The 15,673-nt window shown below is 71.8% G+C and carries 14 protein-coding genes; 6 read left to right on the forward strand and 8 right to left on the reverse strand.

All coding sequences use genetic code 11. The features are described 5' to 3' along the window. Window positions 1-2 precede the first annotated feature (2 nt). Window positions 3-755: an amino acid ABC transporter ATP-binding protein gene (locus QQM67_RS03575; RefSeq protein WP_314172242.1), complete on the forward strand. Its 753-nt coding sequence runs from the start codon at window positions 3-5 to the stop codon at window positions 753-755. 60 nt (window positions 756-815) lie between these two features. On the opposite strand, the gene QQM67_RS03580 is transcribed toward QQM67_RS03575, so the two are convergent. Further along, window positions 816-1,202: a hypothetical protein gene (locus QQM67_RS03580; RefSeq protein WP_314172027.1), complete on the reverse strand. Its 387-nt coding sequence runs from the start codon at window positions 1,200-1,202 to the stop codon at window positions 816-818. 288 nt (window positions 1,203-1,490) lie between these two features. Between QQM67_RS03580 and QQM67_RS03585 the strand changes: the two genes are divergently transcribed. After that, a complete protein-coding gene (locus tag QQM67_RS03585) occupies window positions 1,491-2,453 on the forward strand; it encodes a zinc-binding dehydrogenase (RefSeq protein WP_314172028.1) in 963 nt (320 codons plus the stop codon). Window positions 2,454-2,494: 41 nt separating this feature from the next. On the opposite strand, the gene QQM67_RS03590 is transcribed toward QQM67_RS03585, so the two are convergent. From QQM67_RS03590 to QQM67_RS03615, 6 genes are all read right to left on the reverse strand, one after another. Next, window positions 2,495-3,490 carry a PadR family transcriptional regulator gene (locus tag QQM67_RS03590; protein WP_314172029.1) on the reverse strand — a complete coding sequence of 332 codons (996 nt, stop codon included), beginning with the start codon at window positions 3,488-3,490 and terminating at the stop codon, window positions 2,495-2,497. A gap of 1 nt (window position 3,491) precedes the next feature. Further along, window positions 3,492-4,346, reverse strand: a complete 855-nt coding sequence (locus QQM67_RS03595; protein ID WP_314172030.1) for a DUF4097 family beta strand repeat-containing protein — start codon at window positions 4,344-4,346, stop codon at window positions 3,492-3,494. A 163-nt stretch (window positions 4,347-4,509) separates the two neighbouring features. Further along, on the reverse strand, window positions 4,510-6,318 hold the full coding sequence (locus tag QQM67_RS03600; protein WP_314172031.1) for a thiamine pyrophosphate-binding protein: 1,809 nt from the start codon (window positions 6,316-6,318) through the stop codon (window positions 4,510-4,512). Further along, window positions 6,315-7,766, reverse strand: a complete 1,452-nt coding sequence (locus QQM67_RS03605) for an MFS transporter (protein WP_314172032.1) — start codon at window positions 7,764-7,766, stop codon at window positions 6,315-6,317. The genes QQM67_RS03600 and QQM67_RS03605 overlap by 4 nt, the downstream gene beginning before the upstream one ends. Window positions 7,767-7,830: 64 nt before the next feature. Next, window positions 7,831-9,537 carry an urease subunit alpha gene (locus QQM67_RS03610; protein ID WP_314172033.1) on the reverse strand — a complete coding sequence of 569 codons (1,707 nt, stop codon included), beginning with the start codon at window positions 9,535-9,537 and terminating at the stop codon, window positions 7,831-7,833. Further along, window positions 9,534-10,181 (reverse strand): urease subunit gamma, encoded by a 648-nt coding sequence (locus QQM67_RS03615; protein ID WP_314172034.1) that lies wholly within the window; start codon window positions 10,179-10,181, stop codon window positions 9,534-9,536. Before QQM67_RS03615 ends, QQM67_RS03610 begins: the two co-directional genes overlap by 4 nt. Window positions 10,182-10,302: 121 nt before the next feature. Between QQM67_RS03615 and QQM67_RS03620 the strand changes: the two genes are divergently transcribed. After that, complete coding sequence (locus QQM67_RS03620; protein ID WP_314172035.1) at window positions 10,303-11,511, forward strand: PucR family transcriptional regulator; 1,209 nt, start codon at window positions 10,303-10,305, stop codon at window positions 11,509-11,511. Window positions 11,512-11,616: 105 nt separating this feature from the next. On the opposite strand, the gene QQM67_RS03625 is transcribed toward QQM67_RS03620, so the two are convergent. Then, window positions 11,617-11,799 (reverse strand): DUF6104 family protein, encoded by a 183-nt coding sequence (locus tag QQM67_RS03625; RefSeq protein ID WP_314172036.1) that lies wholly within the window; start codon window positions 11,797-11,799, stop codon window positions 11,617-11,619. 101 nt (window positions 11,800-11,900) lie between these two features. Here QQM67_RS03625 and QQM67_RS03630 point away from each other — a divergent pair, with 101 nt between their 5' ends. The 3 genes from QQM67_RS03630 to QQM67_RS03640 all read left to right on the forward strand — a co-directional run bounded on the left by QQM67_RS03630 (window position 11,901) and on the right by QQM67_RS03640 (window position 15,670). Then, window positions 11,901-12,281 (forward strand): CU044_2847 family protein, encoded by a 381-nt coding sequence (locus QQM67_RS03630; protein ID WP_314172037.1) that lies wholly within the window; start codon window positions 11,901-11,903, stop codon window positions 12,279-12,281. A gap of 130 nt (window positions 12,282-12,411) precedes the next feature. Beyond that, the gene (locus QQM67_RS03635; RefSeq protein ID WP_314172038.1) at window positions 12,412-14,565 is read left to right on the forward strand and encodes a VMAP-C domain-containing protein; all 2,154 of its coding nucleotides are present in this window, start codon (window positions 12,412-12,414) and stop codon (window positions 14,563-14,565) included. Between the two features lie 73 nt (window positions 14,566-14,638). Then, window positions 14,639-15,670 (forward strand): AAA family ATPase, encoded by a 1,032-nt coding sequence (locus QQM67_RS03640; protein ID WP_314172039.1) that lies wholly within the window; start codon window positions 14,639-14,641, stop codon window positions 15,668-15,670. Window positions 15,671-15,673: the final 3 nt, after the last annotated feature.

Below are 15,673 nucleotides of genomic sequence, written 5' to 3' on the forward strand. Positions count from 1 at the left end.
CGATGGTGAAGGCCGAGGCCGTTCACAAGTCCTTCGGCCCCCTGGAGGTGCTCAAGGGCATCGACCTCGAGGTCGAGCCGCGCGAGGTGTTCTGCATCGTCGGGCCCTCCGGCTCGGGTAAGTCGACCTTCCTGCGCTGCATCAACCACCTGGAGAAGATCAACGCCGGGCGGCTGTACGTGGACGGGACGCTCGTCGGCTACCGCGAACACGGCAACAAGCTCTACGAGTTGCGCGACCGCGAGGTGGCGGCACAGCGCCGCGACATCGGCATGGTCTTCCAGCGCTTCAACCTCTTCCCGCACATGACGGCGCTTGAGAACGTGATCGAGGCGCCGGTCCAGGTGAAGGGCGAGAGCAAGGCGACGGCGCAGGAACGCGCCCACGCCCTGCTCGACCGCGTCGGACTGGCCGACAAGACCGGCACCTACCCCTCCCAGCTCTCCGGCGGACAGCAGCAGCGCGTCGCGATCGCTCGCGCGCTGGCGATGGAGCCGAAGCTGATGCTCTTCGACGAGCCCACCTCCGCGCTCGACCCGGAGCTGGTCGGCGAGGTACTCGACGTGATGCGCGACCTCGCACAGGACGGCATGACGATGATCGTCGTCACGCACGAGATGGGGTTCGCGCGCGAGGTCGGCGACTCGCTGGTCTTCATGGACGACGGCGTGGTCGTCGAGTCCGGGAGCCCGCGGGAGGTTCTGAACGACCCGCAGCACGAGCGGACGAAGTCGTTCCTGTCCAAGGTCCTGTGACGGGTGCGTGAACCGGCCGGAATGATTCCGGCCGGTTCACGCTCGGATGGCCCGGCAGTTCTATCGGCCGGAGACCCAGGCGACCAACGGCGGCGTCGAGCCGGCGCCCGAGACGACGTCCACGTTCAAGTAGTGGTTCTTGCCTTCGCGGAAGTTCTCGTCGCAGTACGTCCAGCCGTTCAGTGAGCCGTTGGAGTCGACGCACTTCCCCGTACGGCCGGATCCGTCGTGCGCCGACCATTCGAGAGTCGTCGCCTTTCCGTCGGCGAGGTTGTCGGCCACGGCGAACGAGTCGTCACCCGCGTAGAAGCAGCCGTCCATGCCGGCCGTGGGTGCGACGCAGAAGGCCTGGCCCGAATGTGCCTGAGCGGGCACGCTGCCCGTCAGAAGTGCGCCGGCACAAACGGTGGCCATCATTCCCGCGGTCGCGATTTTCCTGAACTTCATGGTTCTCCCCGTATTCGAGCTCGAACTGCTTGGTCGGGGGCCGACCCTAGGGACGAACCTGGTGTGGAGCAAGGGAGATTGACGCCACCGGCACCGGCCGGGAAGGCACGCAAAGGCAGAACACCGACCGGAATTGCCCGCTGCCCGTTCTCGCCTTTCGACCGTGGTGAACAGGGGCCGTGACGGTCGTCGGAGCTGGTGCCGGCCGCGGAGAGGATGGGCGGGTCCGCCGCAGCTGACGGGGGTGGGGGTACCTCCGGCGAAGGTGGAAGGAGTAACGTCCCGATCATGTTTGCTGCATACGCCGCGCGCATCGACAAGGACCAGCCGCTCGACGGTCTGGAGGTGGGCGACCGCCCGGAGCCCGCCGTTCCGGACCGCTGGACGACCGTCGACGTCAGAGCGGCGTCGCTCAACCACCACGACCTGTGGTCGCTGCGGGGCGTCGGCCTCGGCGAGGACTCGCTTCCGATGATCCTCGGCTGCGACGCCGCGGGCGTCGACGCCGACGGCAACGAGGTCGTGATCCACGCGGTCATCGGCGCGAGCGGGCACGGCGTCGGCCCGCGCGAGCCGCGGACCCTGCTCACGGAGAAGTACCAGGGCACGTTCGCGGAGCGCGTCGCCGTACCGCAGTGGAACGTGCTGCCGAAGCCGAAGGAGCTCTCCTTCGAGGAGGCCGCCTGCCTGCCGACGGCCTGGCTGACCGCGTACCGCATGCTCTTCACCAACGCGGGCGTACGGCCCGGCGACAGCGTGCTCGTGCAGGGCGCGGGCGGCGGCGTCGCGACCGCCGCGATCGTGCTGGGCGCGGCTGCCGGGCTGCGGGTCTTCGCCACCAGCCGGCACGAGGAGAAGCGGCAGCGTGCCCTCGAACTCGGTGCGGAGGGCGCCGTGGAGACGGGTGCTCGGCTGCCGCACCGCGTCGACGCCGTGCTGGAGACGGTGGGCGCTGCGACCTGGTCGCACTCGCTGAAGTCGCTCAAGCCGGGCGGCACCGTCGTCATCTCGGGCGCGACGAGCGGGCCCAACCCGCCCGCCACGGAGCTCAACCGGGTCTTCTTCCTCGAACTGAAGGTCGTCGGCTCGACGATGGGCAGCAAGGAGGAGCTGGCCTCGCTGCTGGAGTTCTGCGCCGCGAAGGGCGTCCGCCCGGTCATCGACTCGACGCTGCCGCTGGACCGGGCGCGCGAGGGCTTCGCGAAGATGGCGGAGGGCGACCTGTTCGGCAAGGTCGTGCTGACGGTCTGAAGCGCCCGCCGGTCCGTCCTGCTTGCCCGTCGCGGCGCTGCTCAGGCGTCGCCGTCGTCCTCCGCGCAGGCGTCCGGGTCGCGCAGCAGCGCCATCAAGTGGGCCGCCGCCGTGGAGAGTTGACGGCGTGCCTCGCGCAACTGCCGGTCGTTCACGCCGTGATCGCGTGCTGCGTCCCGTACGTCGTCGCGGAAGTGGTCCAGGAGGCGTTCCAGGTCGCGCCCCGGGTCGTCGCTCGGGGTGTCCTTCTCCTCCGCCCAGTCGGGGCTCGGCGATTCGGCGCCGGCCGGCGGCTCCTGGCGCAGATACGGGAACCAGGGTGTCGTGTGCTCCGTGATGCGCCCCAAGTTGCCCATCTCCCGGGCCAGTTGCGACATGCCCTCGCGGACCGCGCCGGGCCAGTCGCCGGACTTCGCCCGTGACTGCACCTGGTCCTGCACCTGCCGGGCGATGCGCTGCACCTCCTCGACGGCGGCGGCGCGCGCCTGTGCCTCCTTGGCCTGGCGTCTGGCCTGCTGGGTCTCCCGCTTGGCGCGGCGGGCCTGTTCCTTCCACTCCTCCTTGGCCCGCTTCATCTCCTCCTTGGCCTGCTGCCACGCCTCCTTGTCGGCGGGGCCGGGCCAGCCGCCCGCGCTTCCCGACTCCGTACGCGTACGGCGGGCCTGCTCGCGCATCTCGTGGCGCAGATCTCGGGCGGAGCCGCTGACGTCCTCGCGGATGTCGGCTGCCAGGGCCGTCAGGGAGGCACTGATCTCGACCTCCAGCTCCGCCAACTCGTCCTCGCGCTCGGCCAGTTCGGCCCGTCCGGCGTCGGTGATCGAGTAGACCTTGCGGCCGCCGCCCTCGGTGGAGTGGCTGACCAGGCCCTCGGCCTCCAGCTTGGCCAGGCGCGGATAGACGGTCCCGGCGGACGGTGCGTACAGCCCCTGGAAGCGCTCCTCCAGCAGCCGGATCACCTCGTAGCCGTGCCGCGGCGCCTCGTCGAGGAGCTTGAGCAGATAGAGGCGGAGGCGTCCGTGTGCGAAGACGGGAGGCATGTCAGGCGTCCTTGCTGAGGAGGAGGTCGTCGTGGACGGGCGCCGCGCGCCGCAGGAGGGCGATGGAACCCGAGACGCTGCTGGCGGTGAGACGGCCGCTGCCGGTGCCGAGCGTGCCGGTCACCTTCTTCGCGCCCCACTGCCCCTGGACCTTCAGTTCGTCGAACGCGCTGGAGACGGCTCCGCTCGCGGTGCTCGCGTCCACGGCGGCGTCCACGGGATGCGACAGGCGCAGGGCGACCTCGCCGGAGACGGTGCCGAGCACGACGTCGGTCTCCGCGTCGCTGCCGCCCGTGTCGAGGTCGAGGATCATGGAGCCGCTGACGGAGTCGGCCTTCACGGCGGAGCGGCCGTCGATGACCGTCAGATCGCCGGAGACGGAGTTGAAGGCGATCTTTCCGCTGAGGCCTTGTGTCTCGACGTTGCCGGAGACGGTCTCGGCGCGCACCGGTCCGTCGAGGCCGACGAGGGTGGTGTCGCCGCTGACGCCGCGTACGTCCGTACGTCCCGAGAGGCCGGAGACGAACGCGTTCGCGCCGACGACCCCGACCGAGAGAGCGACGTGCTCGGGCACCGACACCGAGACGACCACGTGCCGGTTCCAGCCCTTGCGGTCGAGCCACTTCAGGAAGCCCTTCCAGGGCACGTCCTCGTACGCGATCACCAGCGAGTCGCCCTCCAGCGTCACCACGAGCGGCGGGCCCTGCACCTCGCTGATCTCGACACGGGCGCCGGGGTCGGCGGTGCCGACGACGTTGACGCTGCCGCCCACGATGCGTACCTGGAGCGATGCGATGCTGTCGTCGATCTCAAGGGTCTGTGGTGCGGAGATCGGCCACGAGGAGCGTTCTGGCACGGCGGCCTCCCGGGTAGTCGTACGGCGACGGCGAGCCCGAGAGCCGCGGACAGCCATGGACGGAGCACATGGGACAGAGCGACATATCGCGTTCGCGCAGGAACACGATATGTCGTGTGTGGGTTCCGGTGCAAGCGTCCGGAGGCGGCCCGGCCGCGGGAGCTCAGCCGCCCTCGCCGCTCCGTTCGCCGTCCTGACCGCCGCCCGTACCGGACCCTGCCCGTCCGGCGGCCTGCTCGCGCAGGGAGGCGACCGTCATGCCCGGCGCGAGGCGGCCCTCCGACGGGCGGAGGCAGATCAGTGAGGCCCTGCCCGCGCGGCAGTCGGCGAGGCAGCGTTCGAGGGCGGGCGCGAACTCCCCGGTGGCGGTGACCGTTTCGCCGCGGGCGCCGAACGCGCGGGCGTACGCGGCGAAGTCCGGGTTGAGCAGGTCCGTGCCGCTGACGCGGCCGGGGTAGGCGAGCTCCTGATGCTTGCGGATGGTGCCGTACGTCCCGTTGTCGACGACGAGGATCAGCGGTGCGGCACCCTCGGCGACGGCGGTGGACAGTTCCTGGCCGTTCATCATGAAGCAGCCGTCGCCCGCGAACGTGACGACCTGTCGCCCGGGCCGGGTGACGGCGGCGGCGACACCGGAGGGGACGCTGTAGCCCATCGAGCCGTTGCGCGGCGCGAGTTGGCGCATGCCCTCGCGGTACGTGAGGAAACGCTGCGCCCAGAGCGCGTAGTTGCCGGCGCCGAAGGTGATCACGGCGTCGGCGTCCAGACGAGCGTCGAGTTCGGCGAACACAGCGCCGAGATCAAGGGGTTCGGGGTCGTGCAGCGGCCGGCGGAAGTCGAGGTGGGCGGCGCGGTCGGCGCGTGTGACGTCGGTCCAGGGCACGGGCGCGGCGGGCTTGAGATCCGCCACGGCACGGGCGAAGGCGGCCGGTGCGGCGAGCAGCGTGAGGTCGGGGCGCTCCCAGGCACCGGGCGGCGGGGAGCCGGGCAGGACATGGACGGTGCGCCGGGATGGGGCGGTGTGCCCGGAGTCCGAACGTCCGCCCGGCAGCCCCGAGTTCGGACCACCTGCCGGCGCTGCGTCGGGTCCGCCCTGCCCGGCATGCCATGCATAGCCGTCCGTGCTGACGTCGCCCGGCGCGGCGCCCACGCAGATCAGCAGGTCCGCGGAGGCGAGCCGCCGGGCGAGGGCGTCGGAGCGCCCGTACCCGAGGTTCCCGGCGTAGAGCTCGCAGTCGCCGGGCATCAGGTCCTGGCAGCGGAAGTCGACGGCCACGGGCAGGGACCATGCCTGCGCCCAGGCCCGTACGTCAGCACGGGCGGCGTCCGTCCAGCGGCTGCCGCCGAGGAGCACCAGCGGACGCTCGGCCTCGGTCAACAGGGCCTCCAGCTCCCCGAGTTGCTCTGGGGAGACGGCGCCCTCGGGCACGGGCAGCGGCTCCGCGTCCGCGACGCTCGCGGTGCCGGTGAGCATGTCCTCGGGCAGCCCGACGACCACCGGCCCCGGGCGGCCGCCCGCCGCGAAGGCGAAGGCGCGGGCGGTGACTTCGGGCAGGCGTGACGCGTCGTCGGCCGTCTCCACCAGCTTGGCGTGCGCCCCGAACGTGCCGCGCAGATCGAACTCCTGGAAGGCGGCGCGTCCGGTGTGGCCGCGGGGCACCAGGCCGACGAAGAGCACCATCGGCGTCGCGTCCTGGTGCGCGGTGTGCAGCGCGACCAGCGCGTTCGCCGCGCCGGGGCCGCGCGTGGTGAAGCAGACGCCGGGGCGGCCGGTGAGCTTGCCCGTGGCCTCGGCCATGTACGCGGCGCCGCCCTCGTGGCGGCACACGACCATCCGTACGGGAGCGTCGTGCAGCGCGTCCAGGACGTCGAGGTAGCTCTCGCCCGGCACGCCGTAGACCGTCTCCACGCCGTGCGCCGCGAGTTGGTCGACGAGTATCCGCCCGCCGGTACGGGGCGCGACGGCCGTCACGCGATCGCCTTCGACGTCTCGTGCTGCTTGCTGGGGTCGTGGCCCAGGCGCCGCCGCAGCTGCGGACCGGCGAGATACGAGCCCAGCGCGGTGCACGCCGCGATGAAGATCAGCAGCAGCGCCGCGCTCCACGAGGCGCCCCCGGACAGCCCGAGCAGCGAGGCCGCCACCAGCGGCACGAACCCGGAGACCACGCCCGCCAGGTTGTACGACATGGCGACGGCGCTGTAGCGGAAGTTCTCGGGGAACATCCCGGAGACGACGGCGCCGATCGGGGCGTACGGAATGGAGATCGCGCCGATGCCGAGCGCGACCCCGAGCACGACCAGCGGGGTCTCGCCCGTGTCCACCAGCCAGAACGTGGGGAACGCGGCCAGCACGGAGACGACGCCGCCCACCGCGCACACCTTCCACGGCCCGGCCCGGTTGGCGATCCTGCCGCCGACGACGAGCACCGCGATCTCGACGACCGCCCCGACGAGCGTCGCGTTGAGCATCACGGACTTGTCCACGCCGAGCTGTTCGGTGCCGTAGGAGATGATGAACGTCGTCAGCAGGAAGAAGCCGCCGATGCCGAGGAAGGCGGCGGCGATCCCGATGAGGATGCGCCCCCAGGTGCGGCGGAAGGCCTCGATCAGCGGTGCGGGCGGCGGCCCGTGCTCCTCCTTGTCGGCCATCATGGCCTGGAAGACGGGGGACTCCTCGATGCGCAGCCGCATGTAGAGCGCGACGAAGAGCAGCACGAAGGCGAAGAGGAACGGTATCCGCCAGCCCCACGAGTAGAACGCCGCGTCGGGCAGCATCCCCACCAGAGCGAAGGCCCCGCTGGAGAGCAACGTACCGACGGGGGAGCCGAGTTGGGGCACCGCCGAGTAGCTGCCGTGCTTCTCCCTGGGTGTGTGCTCCAGCGTCAGCAGCATCGCGCCGCTCCACTCGCCGCCCACCGAGATGCCTTGCAGGAAGCGGAGCGTGGCGAGCAGGGCCGGTGCCCAGATGCCGATGGTGGCGTAGCCGGGCAGCAGGCCGATGCAGCCGGTGGTGAGTCCCATCAGCACGACGGTGATGATCAGCGCGGTGCGCCGCCCGTACCGGTCGCCCACGTGCCCGAAGATGGCGGCGCCGACGGGCCGGGCGACGAAGCCGACGGCGAAGGTGACGAACGAGGCGATCGTGCCGACGGCCGGGTCCAGGTCGGGGAAGAAGAGCTTGTTGAAGACGAGGGCCGCGGCGGTGCCGTAGAGGAAGTAGTCGTACCACTCGAGCGCCGTGCCGATGAACGCGGCGGACAGCAGGCGTTTGATGTCGGCGGTGCTCGCGGTCGTCCGGGGAGCCGCGGACGTCTCCGACGGGGACGGGGACGGTGACGGTGACGAGGACGAGGACGAGGACGAGGACGAGGACGACGGGGAAGGCGGCGGGGACTGGGGCGGGGGCTGTGAGGTGCTCATGCGGTCTCCTCGGGGACGGTGACCAGAGTGTGCGGATCGTGGGCCGCGGCGGGGGTGGGCCGCGTCAGGCCAGGTGGTGGAGTCGGGCCAGCGGGACCTCTGTGGCGGCCTCGGTGGCGGTGGGTGCGCCGTCGACGAGGACGGGGCCGGGGGAGCCGGGCACTTCGACCCGTGGGGTCGCGGTGTTGTGCAGCATGTCGGCGCGGGTGAGGCCGCGGCTCTCCCGTACGGACGCATAACGCAGTCCGCCGGGAAGGGAGTTGCGCGCACCGGAGTCCGCGAGCGCCTCCGCGCCGACGAAGACGCGGGCGAGCTGCGACGCCGCGTCGCCGAGCGCGCCGTAGTAGGGGCGGTAGGTGCGCGGCTGCGTGAGCCGCGTCGAGCCGGAGCCCGACCCGGTGTTGCCCCACGCCACGAAGCCGCTCTTGATGACGAGTTCGGGCTTCGTGCCGAACCACGCCGGGTGCCACAGGACGATGTCGGCCAGCTGCCCGGGCGCGACGCAGCCGACCTCGTGCGAAATCCCGTGCGCCACCGCCGGATTGAGCGTGATCTTCGCCAGATACCGCAACACCCGTGCGTTCGCGCGGTGTTCGACTCCGGTGTCGCCGGTGCGTACGGCCTGGAGGTGCGCCAGCTGCCAGGTGCGCCGCACGGTCTCGGCGATCCTGCCCATGCCCATCGAGTCGGAGTTGACGATGCTGATGGCACCGAGGTCGTGCAGGGAGTTCTCGGCGGCGATGGCGTGCGCCCGTATGCGCCCCCGGGAGACCTTGACGTCGCTCTCGATGTGGTGGTTCTGCCGGTGGACCGTCATCGTCATCGGGAAGAGCTCGTCGACGGTGTTGACCGTGTAGGGGACGGTCGGAGTCGTCGACGACGGCAGGATGTTCGCCTCGGAGAGGATCTCCAGCAGGTCCGGGTGACCGCCGCCGCCCTCGACGTGGTACGCGTGCACGGTCCGGCCGCGCGTGGCGCCGACGGTGTCGCGCAGATAGCCGGACTCGTTCATCGAGTCGGTGTGCAACGCCACGGGCAGATCGGCCTGTTCGGCGGCGTCCAGGCAGGTGTCGACGATGCGCGGCGTCGCGCCGAAGTCCTCGTGGATCTTGAAACCGCCTGCTCCGGCCAGGACGATCTCGTCGAGCAGCCTGCGCGACGAGGACGAACCGCGCGCCAGGAACGCCACGTTGAGCGGAGTGCCGCGCCACGCGCTCATCAGCGTGTGCAGATTGGGGGCGGGGTTGCAGCCGATCTCCCACATGCCGCCGAGGCCCATGCCGACGACCGTCGTCACGCCCGCGGAGAGCGCCGCGGGCGCGATCTCCGGTGAGGAGAGGTGCACATGGCTGTCGACGATGCCGGGCGTCGCCAGCAGCCCCTCGCCGGGAACCATCGACGTGTGCGAGTCCACGGCGAAGTCGACGGGCGCGAGATCCGGGTTCCCCACCCCGCCGACCGCGACCACACGGCCGTCCTTCACGCCGATGTCCGTCTTGCGCACGCCCAGCCGGGGATCGAGCAGCACGACGTTCGTGACGACCATGTCGAGCGCGGAGTCGCGGTCGGAGCGGGGCGAGGCCAGCAGGCCGTCGCGCACGGTCTTGCCGCAGCCGCCGAGGAGTTCGTCGCCCGGGGTGCCGTCGTCCGTCTCGACCTCCACCCACAGGCCGGTGTCGCCGAGGCGTATCCGGTCGCCCGTCGTGGGGCCGTAGAGCGCGTTGTAGGTCCGCCTGTCGACCTCGCGGGGGCCGGGCGCGGGCGCGCTCACCGGCGTGCCTCCACGAGTTCGACCTCGCGCTCGCCGCCCGGTTCGAAGACGAGGGCGGTGCCCGCGGGGATGTCGAGGCGCATTCCGGCGGCGGCCTCGCGGTCGAAGCTCAGCGCCCCGTTGGTCTCGTCGAGGGGGTAGTGCGAGGAGACGTAGACGGCGGTGTCGCCGGTGTTGCGCACGGTCAGCCGCAGCCTGCGCCGCCCCTCGTTGATGCGTACGGGCTCGGACGCCGTACGGACGGCACCGGGCGGGTCGGCCTCCTGCGCGAGGGCGCCTTGCGGGACGGCGCTCTGCGGGACTTGGTCTTGCGGGACCGAGCCGGCCCGCTCCCCGTCCGCCGGTCTGATCGGTTCGTCCACGGCCACCAGCGAGGTTCCGCTCGGGAAGAGCGCCTCGACCTGGACGGTGGGGACCATCGCGGGCACCCCCTCCAGCACGTCGTCCTCCGTGAGGACCGTGCGGCCCACCGCGATCACCTCGTCCATGCTCAGCCCGTCCCATGCGGCCTCCAGCACCTCGTCACAGATGAGGGCGACGGCCTCGGGGGCGTTGAGCCTGCGGCCACGGGAGCGCCGACGGCGCGCGAACTCCGCGGCGGTGAACAGCTGGAGACGCTCGTTCTCGCGAGGGGTCAGATGCACTGTGCGGCCTCCGGAATCGACCGGCTGGTCGGTTGGACGCGAGCGATCGACCCAGCATTGCTTGCTCTTCGCGGAAGACCAACGTTGAAGTATCGCGGACCTGAGCGTCACTATTGTGCATGTGCACACTCAGCCGGATCCGTCGGCCGCGGCCGCGCACCCGCGCGCGGCCGAGCTCGCCGTCGAGTGCCTGAAGGGCGTCGACGTCCTGCTGCGCGACTGGCTGGAGACCGTCCGCCCGCTGCGCGAGCACTACGCGGACGCCGTGCCCGACGACGACTTCCGGGAGACCGCGCTCCAGGCGTTCGAGCTGCTGCTGCGTACGGTCGCCGGGCTGCCCGTGCCCGCGGAGCTCGCCGGAATCTCAGAGCGCATCGGCGAACGCCGGGCCCGCCAGGGCGTACCGCTCGACTCGCTGCTCGCCGCGGCCAGGCTGGACTTCCGGGTGGTGTGGGACGCGCTCGTCGCACGGGCCGACGACGAGGACAAGGTGCTGCTCGTCGCGTCCGCCTACCACGTGTGGGAGGCGGTGGAGGCGCACGTCACCGGCATCATGACCGCGTACCAGCGCACGGTGCTGGAGATGGGACGGCAGCGGGAGGACGAGCGCCGGCTCTGGTTCGACCGGCTGCTGGAGAGCGGAGGCCGCAACCCGACGGTGGTACGGGACGTGGGCCTGGCGCTCGGCTTCGTGCCCTCCGGACGTTTCCTGTGCGTCGCGCAGCTGCCCGGGCCCGGCTCCGGTGGCGGCCTGCACGCGCCGGCCGCCGCGCTGCGCTCCGCGGGGGCCGCGCTGCAACGGCAGACGGTCTCGTCCGCGTCGCTGCTGACGGTTCAACTGGGGCCTCGCGTAACGGAGGAGACCGTGTTCGACCGGCTGGACGGCGTGCCCTGCGGAGTCTCACCCGCCGCGGACGGCCTCGCCGAGGTGCCGCGGGCCGCCGAGCTGGCCACCGCGACCGCGAGGGCGCTGCCCGAAGCGGCGGCGGGGCCGCTGCGGCTGGCGGACGCGTGGCTGGACGTACTGGTCAACCGGGCGGGGCCGTTCGCCGCGCACCTCGCGGAGGACGTCCTCGGCGGCCTGGCCTCCGGGCGCGCGCCCGCGGCCGAGACGGAACGGCTGCTGCACACGGTGCGGGTTCATCTGGCGGGCAGCGGCTCCATCGCGGAGACCGCGAGGGCCCTCTACTGCCACCGCAACACCGTCCAGCAGCGCTTCATGCGCTTCCACGAGCTGACCGGACGCGATATACGGCGGCCCGAGGACGCGGCGCTGCTGGCGCTCGCGCTGCGCGCCCGCGAGGAGCGCGCGGGCCGGCAGGGACCGTGAGTTGGGCTTGCCCCCACCCCGATCCCGGCTCCGGGCCCCTGCCCTGGCTCCGGCCCCCGCCCCGGCCCTGACACTGACTCCTGCGCCCTGCCCGTCCCCGCCCGCTCAGTCCTCGTCCTCGTCCTCGTCGAGCCGCGCCAGCCAGGTCGCCAGCCGCTCGACGGGGATCTCGAAGTCCGGGTTGAGATCCACGAAGGCCCGCAGCTGCTCAGCCAGCCACTCGAAGGTGAACTCTTCCTCGCCGCGCCGGCTGCTCAGCTCTTCGATGCCGCGGTCGGTGAAGTACACGGAGGGCTCCCGGGGAACGTGGACGGGGGATGCGGTCCCAAGATTATCGGCGGCAGACTGTCCGCTGCGGCACGGGCCGCGGCCAGCATCGAGGGGGACGTGTGGAACGGGATGTCCGTGTTCAGGAGATCGAACTGCCGGGCGGGGAGCGCGTACTCGCGTCCGTCAGCGTGCTGGAACCCGGGCGGCTGCCGGACGGCGGCAGCCCGGACGAGGAGTACGAGTTCGAGGACACCGCCGCCTTCGACGGGCTGACCGCTCGCATCGATCAGCTCAACGAGCTTGTCAGCGGCGTCGGTTCGGCCGTGCTGAACGCCGCGCGGTCCGCCCGCCCGGACGAGGTGAGCGCCACCTTCGGGATCGAGCTCGCGGCGAAACCGGGCCGGGCGGTGGCCCTGCTCGCGGACGGCCAGGTGAAGGGCGCGATCTCGGTGACCCTGACCTGGAAGCAGGGGGCAGAAACGCGGCAGGAGGAACAGTAATCTTGTCCCTCGCACGCATCAGGCGGGAGGGAACCGGGGGAACGGGGGTGGCGACGATCACTGTCTTCAGGGGACGGGCCGGAGTGCCCGCCCATGGGCCGGCGCGGGCGGCACGGGTCGGCTTGCCGCCATGCGCCGTGCGTGTCTCGTGAGCGCCGTCGAGAGCGCCGTGCGCTCGGCTGTCGTACGGATTGGTGCACCCGGCGACGGGTATGACGGCGAAGACGACGGTCCACGTGCGCAGTTCTGGGGCAGCGGCTTCTTCATCGCGCCGGGCTGGGTGCTCACGAGCGCGCACGTCGTGGACAAGGGGAGGCGTGCCGTGTGGAGGGGTGAGCGCGTCATCGGCATCACCACGGAAAGCGGCGAGAAGCTCACGGGCGAGCTGGCGTGCGCCCTTCCCCGCCCCTCCGGCGACGGGCACCGGTCCGGGCCCTGGGCCGAACCCGACCTCGCACTCGTACGGATTCCGGAACAGACCCACGCCTCCCGTACCAACGCCCTGTGGCTGAGCGACCGTTCGGCGCTGAACTCGCCGAACGTGGAGCTGTACGGCTACTCTTCCGCGCTCGGCGGCGGAGTGGCGTACGTGCAGGGCTCGGGGCGCGCCAGCGCCGGTGCCGGCGGCCCGATGATGCTGGAGGGCGCGTATGTGCCGGCGGGCTGCTCGGGCGGCCCCGTCCTGGACCGGGACCGCGGCAGCGTCATCGGGGTCAACAAGGGCCGTGCGCGGGACGGCAGCCACCTCGTGCGGGCCACGCCGATCACCGGGCTGCGCCGGTTCTGCGAGGAGGGCGCGCGGGAGGCGGCGGTCTGGCGGGAGGTCCTGCGGGCTCACGACCGGCACCATCTGGAGCGCTTCCTCGCCCTCGACTGGAGCTGGCCCAGGGAGCAGTTCATACGGGAGCAGCAGCGCGACCCGGGCGGTTACGCGAGCGGCTTCACCGCCTACGACCGCGCCGAACTCTTCGGCCGCTTCGCCGAGTTGCCGTCACCGGTCAGCGCCGGAGAGGTGCTGGAGATGGTGGAGGAGTCCCGCCGCGACGTGCGCAGGGAGACCTTCCGGCTCCACATCCACGCACCGCGCAGCTGGCGCGAGGGCGTCGGCCTCCTCTACGACATGCACGACGGCAGCGCCACGGGCGGCGAGAGCAGCCGCGACCGCGAACGGGCCGCGGTGGTGCTCTACGCGGCGCGCGTGTGCCAGGCCCTGTCGGCGCCCGGCCGCACCACGGTGCCGAGGCCACGTCCGGTTCCGGCCGAGGAGAGGACGGATCAACAGGCCGATCCCCTCGCGGAGTTGGAGGCATGGGTCAGGAACGCCGCGGTGACGCTGCCCAACGGCATCGACAGGGAGCTGGTGCAGGGCATCCTGGCGAGTGCCACGGCCGAGCCGAGCGCCCGCGCCTCACACGCCGACGTGCTGGTCGAGATCGACCCGGACCTCTACGGCACGCACCCCTGGCGGATCAAGCTGGTCAAGGAGGACGGCCAGGTCAGCCCCGTACGGCAGAGCGAAACCGGCGTCCCGCGCGACGAGTTGGAGCGCGACATCCGCGCCGCGCTCGCCGACGCGCTCGACAAGGGCGACATCGGGGAGCATCTGGCCGCCGTGGACTTCATGCTCCCGCGCGCCCTGTTCGACGAGCCGGTGGAGATGTGGCAGCCCAAGGAGGCAGGCCCCGGCGAGCCGTTCAGCCCGCACACCCTGCCGCTGGGGCACCGCCGCACGGTCGCGCTGCGCGACCGGCACCGGTGGATGCAGTCGGAGCGCATCCCGGAGTGGCACCAGCGCTGGCGCGTCATCAAGAAGGGGCAGATGGAGGCGGTGCCGCTGTGTCCGGGCGGGGGCGACGGGGAAGACGAAGGGGGTCATCACACAGAGCACGAGAGCGAGTTGGCCGCGTACGCCCGGCTGCGCAGCGCCGAGCCGCACGCCGTGCCGGTGCACTGCGCGCGGGCCGGAAGCGGGCAGGGCGCGGTGGCGATGGGTGTGGCGCTGGGAGCTGGGCACCCGGTGGCACTATGGCGACGATGCGACGAACAGCACTCGGACTGCGGCGAGTTCCAGCAGAAGGCCGCGGAGCTGCTGAGTTCCGCGCGCTCGGCAGGAGCGCCGGCGAGCCTGCGCGAACTCGTACGCGACGTGCGCAACCAGAACGCCGGCCCTGTGTCGTCGAAGCCCGCAACGGCCTGGGCCGGGCAGCTGGTTCTCCTTTACGATCCGCCGCAAGGCCCGCAACTTGCAGACGAACCTCTCCGAGCACCCCCACTCCGCCAGTAGCCTCGGGCACGCGCCCGCGTACGACCGACGTCACGACGACCCGACCGGGACCGGACAGCACGAGGAGCTCACAGTGAGCGATTGGCGGATCTACCGGGGAGCGGGGCTCCCGCACGACGGCGCGCGGCGGCTGCCGGACCCTCCGCCCTGGCGGGACTTCACGTTATCCGGCGGCTCCGGAACGGGCGAAGGCGGCGTCGACGAGGGCGACGCGGCCCGACGGCTCGGTGTGCAGCGGCAGGTGGTCGAGAACCTCCACCCACGCCCCGAGGAGGTCGAGGCGGTCAACGCCGCGCTGTATCTGAGGCGTCCGCTGCTGGTCACCGGCAATCCGGGCACCGGCAAGTCGACGCTCGCGCACGCCGTCGCCTACGAGCTGGGTCTCGGACGGGTGCTGCGCTGGCCCATCGTCAGCCGCACCGGTCTCCAGGAGGGGCTGTACCACTACGACGCCATCGGCCGCCTCCAGGACGTGCAGCTGGAGCGGGCCGTCGACGGCGAACGGGCCGAACGGCCGCCCATCGGCTCGTACATCAGGCTGGGGCCGCTCGGCACCGCGCTGCTGCCGCGCCCCGAGGGCGAGGAGGCGCTTCCGCGGGTGCTGCTCGTCGACGAGCTCGACAAGAGCGACATCGACCTGCCGAACGACCTCCTGAACGTGCTGGAGGAGGGCGAGTTCACGATCCGGGAGCTGGAGCGCAGCGCCGATCGCGAACCCGTCAGCGAGGTGCTCACGGAGGACGGCGACAAGGTGGCCGTCACCGGCGGCCGGGTGCGCTGCACGACGTTCCCGTTCATCGTCCTCACCTCCAACGGCGAACGCGACTTCCCCGCGGCCCTGTTGCGCCGCTGCATCCAGCTGGAGCTGAAACCGCCCACCGACAAACAGCTCGCCGCGATGGTCACGGCCCATCTCGGCGAGGAGGCCCTCGTCGAGGGCGAGGAGTACGTCCGCCGCTTCCTCGAGCGCGACGCGGGCCAGGTCGTCGCCACGGACCAACTGCTCAACGCACTGTTCCTGACGCAGCGTGCGGCCGGAGCGGAGCGGGTGACGCGCAGCCGTCTCGCCGAGATGCTGCTGCGTCCCCTGGACCGCCCGAGGTGATGG

Source organism: Streptomyces winkii, from assembly GCF_032248595.1.
GTDB lineage: Bacteria > Actinomycetota > Actinomycetes > Streptomycetales > Streptomycetaceae > Streptomyces > Streptomyces winkii.